Origin of the sequence: Micromonospora sp. CA-248089, assembly GCF_050948515.1 — a bacterium.
In the GTDB taxonomy this organism is placed as follows: Bacteria; Actinomycetota; Actinomycetes; order Mycobacteriales; family Micromonosporaceae; genus Micromonospora.
Map to the genome: position 1 here is coordinate 2,104,380 of NZ_CP192016.1, position 12,989 is coordinate 2,117,368.

Here is a 12,989-nt window from a genome sequence, read left to right on the forward strand (position 1 = left end):
GGACCCCGATGCCCGCTCAGATCCTGCTCACCGAGCCCATCGCCGAGGCCGGGATGCGGCTGCTGCACGCCGCCGGTGAGGTGACCGTCGCCCACCTCACCGACCCCGCCGCGCTCGCGGCCGGCCCGCTCGCCACCGCCGACGCGCTCGTGGTGCGCTCCTCCCCGGTGACCGCCGCGATGCTGGAGGCCGCACCCCGGCTCCGGGTCGTCGGACGGCACGGCGCCGGGCTCGACGGCATCGACCTGGCCGCCGCGCGACGGCTCGGCGTGCCCGTGGTCGGCACGCCCGGCGCCAACGCCGACTCGGTGGCCGAGTTCGTCGTCCTGGCCGCGCTCGCGCTCGCCCGGCAGCTCACCCCCGCCGTGACCACGCTGGCGGCCGGTGGCTTCCCGCCCGGCCGGTCGCTGCCCGGCTCGGTCGTCGCCGCCGGACTGACCGGCACCATGCTCGTCGGCCGCACGCTGGGACTCGTCGGCCTCGGCGCGATCGGCCGGGGCGTCGCCGCCCGCGCCCGCGGGATGGGCATGACGATCCTCGGGTACGACGTGGCGGTCACCGACCCGCCGGACGGCGTACGCCTGGTGGACCTGGACACTCTGCTCGCCGAATCGGACGTGGTCAGCCTGCACGTGCCCCAGACGCCGCAGACCACCGGCCTGATCGGCGCCGGCGCGCTGGCCCGGATGCGGCCGCACGCGCTGCTCGTCAACACCGCGCGGGCCGGCGTGGTCGACGGCGCGGCGGTGCTCGCCGCGCTCGACGCCGGCCGGCTGCGCGGCTACGCGGTCGACGTGTTCGCGCCCGAACCACCCGCCGCCGACGACCCGATGCTGCACCACCCACGCGTCCTCGCCACCCCGCACATGGCGGCGATGACCACCGACGCGCTCGACGCGATGGCCGTCGCCGTGGCGCGCGGCGTCCTCGCCCACCTGGAAGGAACCCGCACGTGACACTGACCGTCCCCGCGTCCGCCCTCGACTACTTCGGTGTGGACACGCTCGTCGACGACGACACCCGGGAACTCCAGGCCGCCGTGCGTGGCTTCGCGGACCGGCGGATCCGGCCCGAGGTCGCCGCCTGGTACGAGGCGGGCCGGCTGCCGGTGCGGGAACTGGCCCGGGAACTCGGTGAGCTCGGCGTGCTCGGGATGCACCTGGAGGGCTACGGCTGCGCCGGCACCTCCGCCGTCGCGTACGGCCTGGCCTGCTTCGAGCTGGAGGCGGGCGACTCGGGCCTGCGGTCCCTGGTCTCGGTGCAGGGGTCGCTGGCCATGTACGCGATCTGGCGGTTCGGCTCCGAGGAGCAGAAGCGCGAGTGGCTGCCCCGGATGGCCGCCGGTGAGGCGATCGGCTGCTTCGGGCTGACCGAGCCGGACTTCGGCTCGGACCCGGCCGGCATGCGTACCCGGGCCCGCCGCGACGGCGCCGACTGGGTACTCGACGGCACCAAGATGTGGATCACCAACGGCTCGGTGGCCGACGTCGCCGTCGTGTGGGCGCGTACCGACGAGGGCATCCGGGGCTTCGTCGTCCCGGCCGGCACGCCCGGGTTCACCGCACCGGAGATCACCCGCAAGCTCTCCCTGCGCGCCTCGGTGACCTCCGAACTCGTCCTCGACGGCGTGCGGCTGCCGGCCGACGCGATGCTGCCGGAGGCGGCCGGCCTGTCCGGGCCGCTGTCGTGCCTCAACGAGGCCCGCTACGGCATCGTCTTCGGCGCGCTCGGCGCCGCGCACGACTGCCTGCAGACCACAGTCGCGTACGCCCGCAGCCGGCAGATCTTCGACAAGCCGCTCGCCGCGTACCAGGCCACCCAGCTCAAGCTCGCCGACATGGCCCTGGAACTGGGCAAGGGGATGCTGCTGGCGATGCAGATCGGCACCCTCAAGGACGCCGGCACGCTGGACCACCGGCAGATCAGCCTGGGCAAGCTCAACAGCGTGCGGGAGGCCATCGCCATCGCCCGCGAGTGCCGGACGATCCTCGGCGCGGCCGGCATCACCCTCGACTACCCGGTGATGCGGCACGCGAACAACCTGGAGTCGGTGCTCACCTACGAGGGCACCTCCGAGGTGCACCAGCTCATCATCGGGCAGACGCTCACCGGTCACGCGGCCTTCCGCTGACCGTGGTGCCCGGCCCGTGATCGGACGATCCGGGCCGGGCACGCGCCTACCGCTTGACCAGGTTGCGCAGCGCCGAGAGCAGCGACCGGTGGCTCACCTCGGCGTAGATCTTCTTGTCCGGTCCGTAGAGGACGACGAACGGGCACTGCTGGTCGTCCCCGCCCATGGTCTTGTCCAGCAGCCTGCGGCCGGTCGCCACCTCGTAGACCCGCAGGCGGTAGGTGGCCTTCAGCAGCGTCAGCGTGTCCGGCTTCGGGTCGTCGTAGCGGCACTTGCGGATCGTCGCGCCGGTGCTCGTCCGGTCCAGGCAGGCGACCAGCTGCACGGTCTTCGGGTCCTCCGACGCCCAGGTCCGTTCCACCCGCTTCGACAGGCCCTCGTCGTAGTAGTAGACCCGGTCGTGGCGGCGGTCCGTGCCCATGTCGGTGCCGACGAGCAGCGCCACCGGGTGCGGCGCCGCCCCGGCGCGCTTCGGCGACTGCGGGAAGTAGAGGACGCCGTCGCACACGTCGTTCAGGTCGGAGATCTGCGCCGCCGGGAAGTCGCTGGGCTGCGGCCCGCGCGTCGAGGGCTCCACGCTCGCCGTCGTACCGGGCGCAGGTGTCGCGCCGGACGACCGCCAGGGCGCCACCGGCGGCGCGGCCGGCTCCGGTTCGGAGGCCTCGCGCGGCGAGGAACCCAGCAGGAACGCACCGCCGATCAGGCCCGAGCACGCCACCAGCAGCAGCACGCTCAGCACCGCGACGGCAATGACCAGACCCCGGTTGCGGCCGGTCGACGGCGGACCGGGCGGAGGGTACGGCCCGTACGGCGCGGCCGACCACGCCACCACTGCGGGTAGTTCTGCGTCCCACGCCGCTCCCTGATCCGATCCGGCCCCCGTGTCGGACATGCGCATTCCCCCGTCGAACCCGTGCGAGCGCGCAACTTATCAGGATCCGTCGCGCGGGGATGCCCGTACTAGGTGGTTGCGCTACCTAGATGGCGGCGCTACCGTCGTCCGGTGTGAACGTCGCGTCAGGAGCGGGATGAACCAGGAACGGCGGGCGCAGTGGCTGCGCGGAGTGCTCGACCTCTGCGTGCTCGCGCTGCTGAGCCGGGGCGAGTCCTACGGGTACGAGCTGTCCCAGGCGCTGCGCGCCCACGGGCTGGGCGCGGTACAGGGCGGCACCCTCTACCCGGTGCTGCTGCGGTTGCAGCGCTCCGGCCTGCTCACCGCGCACTGGCGGGAGGGCGGGACCGGCCCCGCGCGTAAGTACTACCGGATCAGCCCGGAGGGCAGCGCGGCGTTGCGGGCGGCCGCGAACGACTGGAGCGCCTTCGCGTCGAGCGTCGGCACGATACTGAGCGAGGAGCCGAAGCGGTGAACCACGACCTCTGGCTCGCCGCCCTCACCGGCGAGCTGCGCCGGCACGGGGTGGGGCCCGACCTGACCGGTCACGTCGTCGCCGAGGCGGCCACCCACCTGCTCGACAGCGGGGAACCGCCGCTGCGGGTCTTCGGCGCGCCGCAGACGTACGCCCAGGCGGTGGTCGACAGCCTCGGCGGCCCCGACGTGCGTCCGCCGCGCCGCCAGCCCGGACCGGTGCGGCTCGCCGCGCGGGGCATCACGAAGCGCTACCGGGGGCGGACCGTCCTGGACCAGGTGGATCTCACCGTCCGGGCGGGCGAGATCGCGGCGGTGGTCGGCGCCAACGGCGCCGGCAAGAGCACGTTCCTGCGGATCTGCGCCGGCCTGCTGAGCCCGGACGCGGGGACCGTCGACGTGCACGGCACGCTCGGCTACTGCCCGCAGGACGGCGGCACCGCCGAGTTCCTCAGTCCCGACGAGCACTTCGTGCTGATCGGCGCCGGCCGAGGGCTGGGCCGGACGGCGGCGCGGCGGGCCGGGCGCGCGGAGGCGGCCGGCCTGGAGTGGACGCCGCCGCGGCGCACCCAGGCGCGGCACCTCTCCGGCGGCACGCGGCAGAAGCTCAACCTGGTGCTGGCCCGGCTCGGCGAGCCGGACGTGCTGCTGCTCGACGAGCCCTACCAGGGGTTCGACAGGGGCACCTACCTCGACTTCTGGCACGAGGTGTGGCGGTGGCGCGACGCCGGCAAGGCCGTCGTGGTCGTCACCCACCTGCTCAACCAGCTCGACCGCGTCGACGTCGTGCTCGACCTTTCCGGGGAGCGGAACGCATGAGCCGGACCCTCGTGGTGGCCGAGGCCGCCCTGCGCGAGCTGCTGCGCCGCCGTACCGTGCTGGTCATCCTGCTGCTGATGCCGCTGGCCTTCTACCTGAGCCGCCGCGGCGACTTTCTCGGGCAGTCGATCCGCTTCGTCTGTCTCGGCCTGGCCTGGGCGCTCAGCACCGCCGCGCTGTTCGCGGGCAGCGCGGCGCGGGGCATGGAACCCCGCCTGCGGCTCTCCGGCTACGGCAGCCGGCATCTGGTGCTCGGCCGGCTGCTCGCGCTCTGGACCGTCGGCGTGCTGCTGTCCACGCCGTACTTCCTGCTCGTCCTGGCCGACCAGCGCGACGTCCGGTACGGCGCGATCGCGCTGATCATGGTGCTGACCGTGTTCGTGTCGGTGCCGTTCGGCCTGCTGCTGAGCGCCGTGCTGCCGCGCGAGCTGGAGGGCACGCTGGTGCTGCTGACGGTGGTCGGTCTCCAGATGGTGATGGACCCGGCGAGCAGCGCCACCCGGGCGCTGCCGTTCTGGTTCAGCCGCGAGCTCGCCACGTACGCCGTCGACCACACCGACGGCGGCTACCTCACCCGGGGCCTGACCCACGGGCTGGTCTTCGCTGTCGCGCTCACGGTGCTGGTCGTGGTGGCCGCCGCGGTGCGGCTGCGGCAGCGTCGGCATCTGCGCCTGGCCACCTGACCCCCGCGCCCGGCGGACCGGATCGAATCGCAGGGCGTGGCAGGATCGGCCGGGTGCAGATCGGGTTGCTCGGGCCGTTCCAGGTCACCGTCGACGGCGGCGTCCCGGCCGACGTGCCGGGCGCGCGGCTGCGTGGGCTGCTGGCCGCCCTCGCGCTCCAGCCCGGCCGGGTGGTCCCGAAGGCGACGCTCGTCGACTGGATCTGGGGCGAGCAGCCGCCCGCCGACGCCTCGAACGCGCTGCAACGCCTCGTCTCCCGGCTGCGCAAGGCGCTGCCGGCGGGCGCCGTCGACGGGCTGCCCGACGGCTACCGCCTCGCCGTCGAGCCCGACACCGTCGACGCCGTACGGTTCGAACGTCTTGTCGGCCGGGCCCGCGACGGCGACGGGCCGCAGCGGGTACGGCTGCTGCGCGAGGCGCTGGGCCTGTGGCGCGGCGACGCGCTGCGCGACATCGGCCTGCCCGACAGCCCGGCGCTCGACGCGGCGGCCACCCGGCTGGAACGGCTGCGCCTGACCGCGACCGAGGACCGGTACGACGCGGAGATCGGGCTCGGCCGGGAGGCCGACCTCGTCCCGGAGCTGACCGACCTGGTGGCCGCCCATCCGGTGCGTGAGCGGCTCGCCATGGCGCTGATGCGCGCGCTGGTCGCGGCCGGCCGGGACACCGAGGCGCTGATGGTCTACCAGCGCACCGCCGACGCGCTCGCCGACGCCCTGGGCGCCGATCCGTCGCCGGAGCTGTCGGCGCTGCACGTCGCCCTGCTGCGCGGCGAGACGGCACGCCGCGACGACACCCGCCGGACCAACCTGCGCGCCGAGCTGACCAGCTTCGTCGGCCGGGACGCCGACCTCGCCGCCGTCGGCGCGCTGGTGGCCGAGCACCGGCTCACCACGCTCACCGGTCCGGGTGGCTCCGGCAAGACGCGGCTGGCCACCGAGACCGGCCGCCGGATGACCGGAGACCTGCCGGACGGGGCGTGGCTGGTGGAGTTCGCCGCGATCAGCGCCGACGGGGACGTGGTGCAGGCGACGATCTCCGGGCTCGGCCTGCGCGACGCGCTGCTCGGCGACGCGGGCAGCGCGGAACCGGCGGACCGGCTCGTCGCGGCGATCCGGGACCGGGCGATGCTGCTGATCCTTGACAACTGCGAACATGTCGTCGAGGCGGCGGCGGCGCTGGCGCACCGGCTGCTCGGCGAGTGCCGGCGGCTGCGGATCCTGGCCACCAGCCGGGAACCACTCGGCATCACCGGGGAGGCGTTGTGGCCGGTCGCGCCGCTGGGCCTGCCCGGCGGCGACGCCCCGGTCGCCGAGGTCGAGTCGTCGCCCGCCGTTCGCCTGCTGCGGGACCGGGCCGCCGCGGTACGCCGGGACCTCGTGTTCGACGCCCGGACGGCGATGACGATGGCGCGCGTCTGCCGCGCGCTCGACGGCATGCCGCTGGCCATCGAGCTGGCCGCGGCGCGGCTGCGCACCATGTCCGTCGACCAGCTCGCCACCCGGCTCGACGACCGGTTCCGGCTGCTCACCGGCGGCAGCCGGACCGCCCTGCCCCGGCACCGGACGCTGCGCGCCATGGTCGACTGGAGCTGGGAACTGCTCACCGACGCCGAACGCACGGTGCTGCGCCGGCTGTCGGTGTTCTCCGGCGGGGCGGGCCTGGACGCGGCCGAGCGGGTCTGCGCCGGCGGCGCCGTCGAGCCGGGCGACGTGCTCGACCTGCTCACCGCGCTCACCGAGAAGTCGCTGCTGGTCGCCGCCGGCGACGTCGCGCCGCGCTACCGCATGCTCGGCACCATCAAGGAGTACGCCGCGCAGCGGCTCGCCGAGGCGGGGGAGACGCACACCGCGCGCCACGCGCACCTGGCGTACTTCACCGCGCTGGCCGAGGCGGCCGAGCCGCGGCTGCGCCGCGCCGACCAGCTCACCTGGCTCGCCCGGCTCGAAGCCGAGCACGACAACATCACCGCCGCGATGCGCGGCGCGCTCGCCGCGGGGGAGGGGCGCGAGGCGATGCGGCTCGCGGCCGGCGCCGGCTGGTACTGGTGGCTCGGCGGCCACCGCAGCGAGGGCATGGAGCTGATCATCGCGGCCACCGAGGCGCCGGGCGAGGCGCCCGACGACACCCGCGCCGTGGTGTACGGACTCGTGGTGCTGTTCCTCACTTCCGGGCCGGGCGACGCGCAGCATGCGTCGGAGTGGATCCACAAGGCGTACCGGCTGGGCGCGGAGGGCCGCGGCACCTACCGGGAGATGGCCCTGGTCGTGCCGCTGGAGCGGATGCTGCGGGAACCGGACGCGCTGCTGCCCGCCTGGGAGTCGCTGCTCGACCACGGCGACCCTTGGGTACGCGCGCTGGCCCGGCTGCATCTGGGCAAGCTGCGGGTCATCCTCGGCGTCGAGGCGGCGCAGGCGGAGGCGTGCCTACGGCAGGCGCTCGCCGAGTTCCGGGCGATCGGGGAACGCTTCGGGATCTCGTTCGCGCTCAGCGAGCTGGCCGAGCTGACCGCCGTACGCGGTGACGTCGCCGCCGCCTGCGACTACTACGAACAGGCCGTCGCGGCGGTGACCGAGGTCGGTGCCGTCGAGGACGTGATCCGGATACGGGCGCGGCTGGCGTGGCTGTACCGGCTGGACGGCGACGAGGCGGCGAGCGCCGCCGCGCTGGCCGAGGCGCAGCGGCTCGCGGCAGGAGTCGCCTGGCCGGGCGCGCTGGCCGAGCTGGCGCTGACGAAGGCGTACCTGGCCCGGCACGACGGTGACGCGGACGAGGCGTACGCACAACTGCGGTCCGTGTCGGCGCTGCTCGGCGACGAGGCGAACCTGGCGGGCGTCCGGGCCGGCATCGAGGATCTGCTGGGCTACCTGACCGACGACGTCGAGCAGTCCCGTACCCATCGGGCGGCGGCGTGCCGGGCGGCGCGCGAGGGTGGCTACGCGCCCCTGACCGCGCAGGTGCTCGTCGGCGTCGCGGACCTGGCGGTGCGGCTCGACCGGCCGGACCAGGCGGCGCGGCTGCTCGGGGCCGCCACCGCGGTACGCGGGCTGCTCGACCGCGCCCACCCCGACGTGCCCCGGATCGAGGCGGCAGCGCGCGACCGCCTCGGCGACGCGGGGTTCGCCGAGGCGGTCGCAGCGGGCCGGGAGACCGGCTGGGAGCGGCTGGTCGAGGTCACGCTCGCTTCGTGAACGTGGACCGCGCCCACAGGTAGCCGACCACCGCGATGCCGGCGCACCAGGCGAGCGCGGGGATCACGTCGCCGGCCGACGGCGCACCTTCGAGCAGGCCGCGCAGGGTCTCGATGATCGGCGTGAACGGCTGGTACTCGGCGAACTGCCGCAGTCCCGGCCCCATCTTGTCGGCGGGCACGATCGCGCTGCTGAAGAACGGCAGCAGGACCAGCGGCACGGAGGCCATGCCCGCCGACTCCGGCGACTTGGCGAACAGGCCCAGCGCGACTGTGAACCAGCTGACCGCGACGCTGAGCAGCACCACCACGCCGGCCACGCCGAGCCAGTGCAGGGGCTCGGCGGGCGGGCGGAAGCCGAGCAGGAACGCCACCCCGACCAGGGCCGACACCGCGAGGACGTTCGTCAGCACGGTGGCGACGACGTGCCCGGTCAGCACCGCGCCCCGGGAGACGTGCATGACCTTGAACCGGTTGATGATGCCCTTCGTCATGTCGGAGTTCACCGACGTCGCGGTGCCGCCGAGGCCGTAGCAGACCGCCAGCAGCATCAGGCCCGGCGTCGCGTAGTCGACGTAGTCGACGCCGACGGAGAACGCATCGCCGAGCATGTACACGAACATCAGCATCACGATGATCGGCATCAGCACGGCGTTGAACACCGACGTGGGGTTGCGGCGCAGGTGCGTCAGGTTGCGGCGCAGCATGACGACCGAGTGGTTTCTGCTCATTTCGCGGCCACCTCCGGGGCGCGGCCCGTCAGGGCCAGGAAGACGTCGTCGAGGTCGGGGGTCTGCACGGACAGGTCGCCGGCGCTGATCGCGTGCGCGTCGAGCCGGTCGAGCAGGGCGCGCAGCGCCGCGGTCCCGCCGTCGGTGGGCACGCGCAGAGCAAGTGCCTCCTCGTCGCGTACCGCCTCCGGCAGCACCAGCGCCGCCGCGTCGAGTTCGGCGCCGGTGCCGAACCGCAACCGCACGTGCGTGCCGGGGATCCGGCGCTTCAGCTCCTCCGACGTGCCCTGGGCGACCAGCCGGCCCTGGTCGAGCACCGCGATCCGGTCGGCGAGGCGGTCGGCCTCGTCGAGGTACTGGGTGGTGAGGAAGACCGTCACGCCGCCGGCCACCAGTTCCCTGATGATCGACCACATGGTGCGCCGGCTGCGCGGGTCCAGCCCGGTCGTCGGCTCGTCCAGGAAGATGATCCGCGGCTCGCCGACCAGCGTCATCGCCAGGTCCAGCTTGCGGCGCATGCCCCCGGAGTACGCCGACACCAGCTTGTCGGCGGCCTCGACCAGGTCGAACCGTTCCAGCAGCTCGGCGACGACGCGCTTGCCGGTCACCCGGTTGCGGGGGCCGAGGTCGACCATGAGTTGCAGGTTCTCCCGCCCGGTGAGCAGTTCGTCCACCGCCGCGAACTGCCCGGTCACGCCGATCGCCGCGCGGACCGCCCTGGCCTCGGTGGCCACGTCGTGCCCGGCGACCCGCACCGATCCGGCGTCGGCGCGGATCAGCGTGGTCAGGATGTTCACCGTCGTCGTCTTGCCGGCCCCGTTCGGGCCGAGCAGGGAGAAGATCGTCCCGGCGGGGACGTCCAGGTCGATGCCGTCGAGCACCACCCGGTCCTTGTACGCCTTGCGCAGCCCGGAGACCGCTATCGCTGAACTCGTCATGCGACCACCATGGGCGGCCGTACCGCCACCGCCCTGACACGGCGCTGACACGGCCGCTGACAGCTTGTCGGTGGGGCGGCGTACGGTCCCGCCGTGGATCGGGAGACGTTCTGGGACATCGTGGAGCGGGCGCGTCGCGCCGCGGGACGCGAGACGGTCACCGCCGAGGGGCCGACGTCGTGGCCCGGCACCTGGTCGCGGAGCTGTCGGCGCTGAGTCCGGCGACGATAGTGGGCTTCGAGCAGGCGTACGACGACGTGACGTCCGAGGGGTGGCGCTGGGATCTGTGGACGGCCGCCTACCTGATGCGCGGCGGCTGCTCGGACGACGGGTTCGACTACTTCCGCGGCTGGCTGGTGGCGCAGGGGCGGGCGGTCTGGGAGCGGGCCGTCGCCGATCCCGACTCCCTCGCCGACGCCGGCGTCGACCCGGACGACGACGCGCTCGACTGCGAGGCGGTGCTGAGCGCGGCGGGCGACGCGTACGCCGAGGCGACCGGCGCCGGCACCGACGCGTTCTGGGAGGCGCTCGACGCCGCCGACCGCGCCGCTCCCGCCCAGCCGGCCGACCCGGCCGGTGAGGACTTCGACTTCGACGACGACGAGCAGATGCGCGCCCGGCTGCCGCGCCTGACCGCGATCTACCGGCCGGTGGAATGAGGTCCACGACCCGCCGCCCGACCCGATCCGGCTTAACCGCTGGTCCGTCGCGGCCCGGGTGGGCGAGCATGGTCGGCATGGCCGGATCGACGGGTGCGAGGCTGCCGCTGCAGGGCGGGCTGCCACCCGGCGCGGCGCTGACCGGCGCGGTGCGGGAGATCGCCTGCGACGAGTCCGGCTTCTCCGGCACCAACCTGCTCGACCCGGCAACCCCGGTGATCGTCCACGCCAGCGTCGACCTGAGCCGCGACGAGGCCGCCGAGCTGATCCGCACGCTGCGGTCCGGGTTCCGGTTCTCGCCCGACGAGGTCAAGTCCCGGCAGTTCCTGCGCCGCCGGGAAGCCGCCGAGGCGGTGGGCTGGTTCCTGTCGGCGCTGCGCGGCCGGGCGCACGTGCACCTGGTCGACAAGGAGTTCTTCCTCGCCACCCGGGTCGTCGACCTGCTGCTGGCCGAGCCGTCGTACGCGGCGGGCACCCGCCTCGCCGGTGACCGGCGTCCGGCCGCGGCGGCGCTGCACCGGGCCGGGCGGGCGGCCGGGCCGGACTGGGCGGGCTTCCTCGCCGCCGTGGTCGAGATGCTGCGCACCAAGCGGCGGGACCGGGCGGACGACCGGAGCGTCGACCGGTTCTTCGCCGCGCGGGACGCGTTGCGGCGCCACGTCGGCGACGCGCAGGCAGGCGCGGTCCTCGACGCGCTCGACCCGGCCCGGGTGGCAGCCGTGCAGGCCCGGTTGTACGCGGGCGACCGGACGATCCCGCCGCCGCTGGAGCCGCTGCTGCCGGCGCTGGCCGAGACCGTCCTGCACTGGAGCGGCGGCCGGCGGCGGGTGCTGGTGATCCACGACGAGCAGAGCGCGCTCACCGAGGACCGGCTGCGCCGCCTCCAGACGGCACTGGCCGCCGGTGATCCGCCCGGCCCGTCACCGCTGGCCGGGCTGGTGATGACCGATTCGCGCGACGACCCCCGCGTCCAGGCCGCCGACCTGCTCGCCGGGGTGGCCCGCCGGATGCCCGGCGTACAGGAGCCGTCGTGATCCTCGACGACGTGACGCCGACCGGCGGGGTGCACTGCGAGACCACCACGCTCGGCGTGCTGACCCGGCACGCCGGCCTGAGCCTGTCCGAGCCGATGCTGTTCGGCCTCGGCGAGGGGCTCGGCTTCGTCTACTGGGACGCCAAAGGCATGGACGTGCCGTTCCTCGGCGGGCGCACCAAGCCGCTGTGCGTGACCCGGGCCGCCGCCGGCCACCTGGGCCTGGACCTGCGCGTCCGGGAGACGACGTCGGCGGCCAGGGCGTGGCGGAACGTCACCGAGGCGCTGGACGCCGGACAGCCGGTCGGCCTGCAACTGGACTCGTACCACCTGGACTACTTCACCACCAAGGTCCACTTCGGCGGGCACACCGTCGCGATGTACGGCTACGACGACACCCACGCCCACCTGGTCGACACCGCCCAGCAGGGCGGCGCGGTGACCACCACGTTGGACAGCCTCGCCCGGGCCCGCGCCGCGCGTGGACCGATGACCGCGCGCCACCTGTCGTACACGCTCACCGCGCCCGGCGCCCCGCCAGACCTGGCCGCCGCCGTACGCGCGGCGGTACGCGCCAACGCCGGGGCGTTCCTCGACCCGCCGATCGCCAACCTCGGCCACCGGGGGATCGCCACCGCCGCCGGCCGGGTCACCCGCTGGCTGGACCGCGCCGCCGACCCGGCCCGGGGCCTTCCGCTCGCCGCGACGCTGATGGAACGCGGCGGCACCGGCGGCGCACTGTTCCGCGCCCTGTACCGGGACTTCCTCGCCGAGGCCGCCACCGTCACCGGCGACGCCCACCTGCGCCGGGCACAGCTGATGTACGCCGACATCGCGCCACTGTGGACCGCCGTCGCCGACCACATCGCCGACGCCGGGCGGACCGGCGACGCGGCCCACCTGACCCGCGCGTCGGCGGTCCTGGCCGACCTGGCTGTGCGCGAACGCGAGGCGATGACGGTGCTGGCGGCCGTGGACGCCGGGTAGCCGTCAGCTCAGCTGCTGGGCCAGCGCCACGATGACGCCCGCCGGGCCACGCAGGTAGCAGAGGCGGTAGACGTCCCCGTAGTCCGCCACCTCACCGATCAGCTCGCCGCCGTGGGCCCGCAGGCGGGCCACCGTGTCGTCGACGTCGTCCACGGCGAACATGACCGACCGCAGGCCCAGCGTGTTCGGCGGCGCGCCCGCCGGTTCGGCGGCGACGAGCGCCGGTGCCCGAAACCGCGTCAGTTCGAGCTTGCCGTGGCCGTCGGGCGTCCGCATCATCGCGATGTCGACCCGGACGCCGTCGATGCCGTTGACCCGGTCCACCCACTGCCCCTCGACCGGCATCTCGCCCTCCACCTCCATCCCGAGTTCGGTGAAGAAGGCGATCGCGGCCGGCAGGTCGTCCACCACGACGCTGACGTGGTCCATCCGCTGAAGCGTCACGCCTCGAG

Annotated in this window: 13 protein-coding genes; 9 read left to right on the top strand and 4 right to left on the bottom strand. The window is 74.5% G+C overall.

The annotated features are described in order from the left end of the window. Nucleotides 1–8 precede the first annotated feature (8 nt). Complete coding sequence (locus ACQP26_RS10080) at nucleotides 9–956, top strand: hydroxyacid dehydrogenase (RefSeq protein ID WP_433495553.1); 948 nt, start codon at nucleotides 9–11, stop codon at nucleotides 954–956. A gap of 83 nt (nucleotides 957–1,039) precedes the next feature. Next, nucleotides 1,040–2,131, top strand: a complete 1,092-nt coding sequence (locus ACQP26_RS10085) for an acyl-CoA dehydrogenase family protein (RefSeq protein ID WP_433496120.1) — start codon at nucleotides 1,040–1,042, stop codon at nucleotides 2,129–2,131. Nucleotides 2,132–2,177: 46 nt separating this feature from the next. Here the strand turns inward: ACQP26_RS10085 and ACQP26_RS10090 are convergent, their stop codons facing one another. Further along, entirely contained in the window at nucleotides 2,178–3,023 is an 846-nt protein-coding gene (locus ACQP26_RS10090) for a hypothetical protein (protein ID WP_433495554.1), read from the bottom strand. Nucleotides 3,024–3,159: 136 nt separating this feature from the next. Between ACQP26_RS10090 and ACQP26_RS10095 the strand changes: the two genes are divergently transcribed. Genes ACQP26_RS10095 through ACQP26_RS10110 form a run of 4 tightly spaced genes read left to right on the top strand, consistent with a single transcriptional unit; the run spans nucleotide 3,160 to nucleotide 8,190 of the window. Continuing rightward, on the top strand, nucleotides 3,160–3,498 hold the full coding sequence (locus ACQP26_RS10095) for a PadR family transcriptional regulator (protein ID WP_174533405.1): 339 nt from the start codon (nucleotides 3,160–3,162) through the stop codon (nucleotides 3,496–3,498). After that, nucleotides 3,495–4,316 carry an ATP-binding cassette domain-containing protein gene (locus ACQP26_RS10100; protein WP_433495555.1) on the top strand — a complete coding sequence of 274 codons (822 nt, stop codon included), beginning with the start codon at nucleotides 3,495–3,497 and terminating at the stop codon, nucleotides 4,314–4,316. Before ACQP26_RS10095 ends, ACQP26_RS10100 begins: the two co-directional genes overlap by 4 nt. Further along, complete coding sequence (locus ACQP26_RS10105) at nucleotides 4,313–4,999, top strand: hypothetical protein (protein WP_433495556.1); 687 nt, start codon at nucleotides 4,313–4,315, stop codon at nucleotides 4,997–4,999. Before ACQP26_RS10100 ends, ACQP26_RS10105 begins: the two co-directional genes overlap by 4 nt. A 53-nt stretch (nucleotides 5,000–5,052) precedes the next feature. After that, nucleotides 5,053–8,190: a BTAD domain-containing putative transcriptional regulator gene (locus tag ACQP26_RS10110; RefSeq protein ID WP_433495557.1), complete on the top strand. Its 3,138-nt coding sequence runs from the start codon at nucleotides 5,053–5,055 to the stop codon at nucleotides 8,188–8,190. On the opposite strand, the gene ACQP26_RS10115 is transcribed toward ACQP26_RS10110, so the two are convergent. Both ACQP26_RS10115 and ACQP26_RS10120 read right to left on the bottom strand, forming a co-directional pair. Beyond that, complete coding sequence (locus ACQP26_RS10115; RefSeq protein WP_269700880.1) at nucleotides 8,174–8,920, bottom strand: ABC transporter permease; 747 nt, start codon at nucleotides 8,918–8,920, stop codon at nucleotides 8,174–8,176. The genes ACQP26_RS10110 and ACQP26_RS10115 overlap by 17 nt on opposite strands. Continuing rightward, on the bottom strand, nucleotides 8,917–9,858 hold the full coding sequence (locus ACQP26_RS10120) for an ATP-binding cassette domain-containing protein (protein WP_269700879.1): 942 nt from the start codon (nucleotides 9,856–9,858) through the stop codon (nucleotides 8,917–8,919). Before ACQP26_RS10120 ends, ACQP26_RS10115 begins: the two co-directional genes overlap by 4 nt. 179 nt (nucleotides 9,859–10,037) lie before the next feature. Between ACQP26_RS10120 and ACQP26_RS10125 the strand changes: the two genes are divergently transcribed. The 3 genes from ACQP26_RS10125 to ACQP26_RS10135 all read left to right on the top strand — a co-directional run bounded on the left by ACQP26_RS10125 (nucleotide 10,038) and on the right by ACQP26_RS10135 (nucleotide 12,537). After that, nucleotides 10,038–10,517 carry a DUF4240 domain-containing protein gene (locus ACQP26_RS10125; RefSeq protein WP_269700877.1) on the top strand — a complete coding sequence of 160 codons (480 nt, stop codon included), beginning with the start codon at nucleotides 10,038–10,040 and terminating at the stop codon, nucleotides 10,515–10,517. Nucleotides 10,518–10,594: 77 nt separating this feature from the next. Beyond that, a complete protein-coding gene (locus ACQP26_RS10130; RefSeq protein ID WP_269700875.1) occupies nucleotides 10,595–11,551 on the top strand; it encodes a DUF3800 domain-containing protein in 957 nt (318 codons plus the stop codon). After that, the gene (locus tag ACQP26_RS10135) at nucleotides 11,548–12,537 is read left to right on the top strand and encodes a BtrH N-terminal domain-containing protein (RefSeq protein ID WP_269700874.1); all 990 of its coding nucleotides are present in this window, start codon (nucleotides 11,548–11,550) and stop codon (nucleotides 12,535–12,537) included. The genes ACQP26_RS10130 and ACQP26_RS10135 overlap by 4 nt, the downstream gene beginning before the upstream one ends. A 3-nt stretch (nucleotides 12,538–12,540) precedes the next feature. Here ACQP26_RS10135 and ACQP26_RS10140 read toward each other — a convergent pair whose 3' ends face one another. Beyond that, complete coding sequence (locus ACQP26_RS10140) at nucleotides 12,541–12,966, bottom strand: VOC family protein (protein WP_269706879.1); 426 nt, start codon at nucleotides 12,964–12,966, stop codon at nucleotides 12,541–12,543. Nucleotides 12,967–12,989 lie beyond the last annotated feature (23 nt).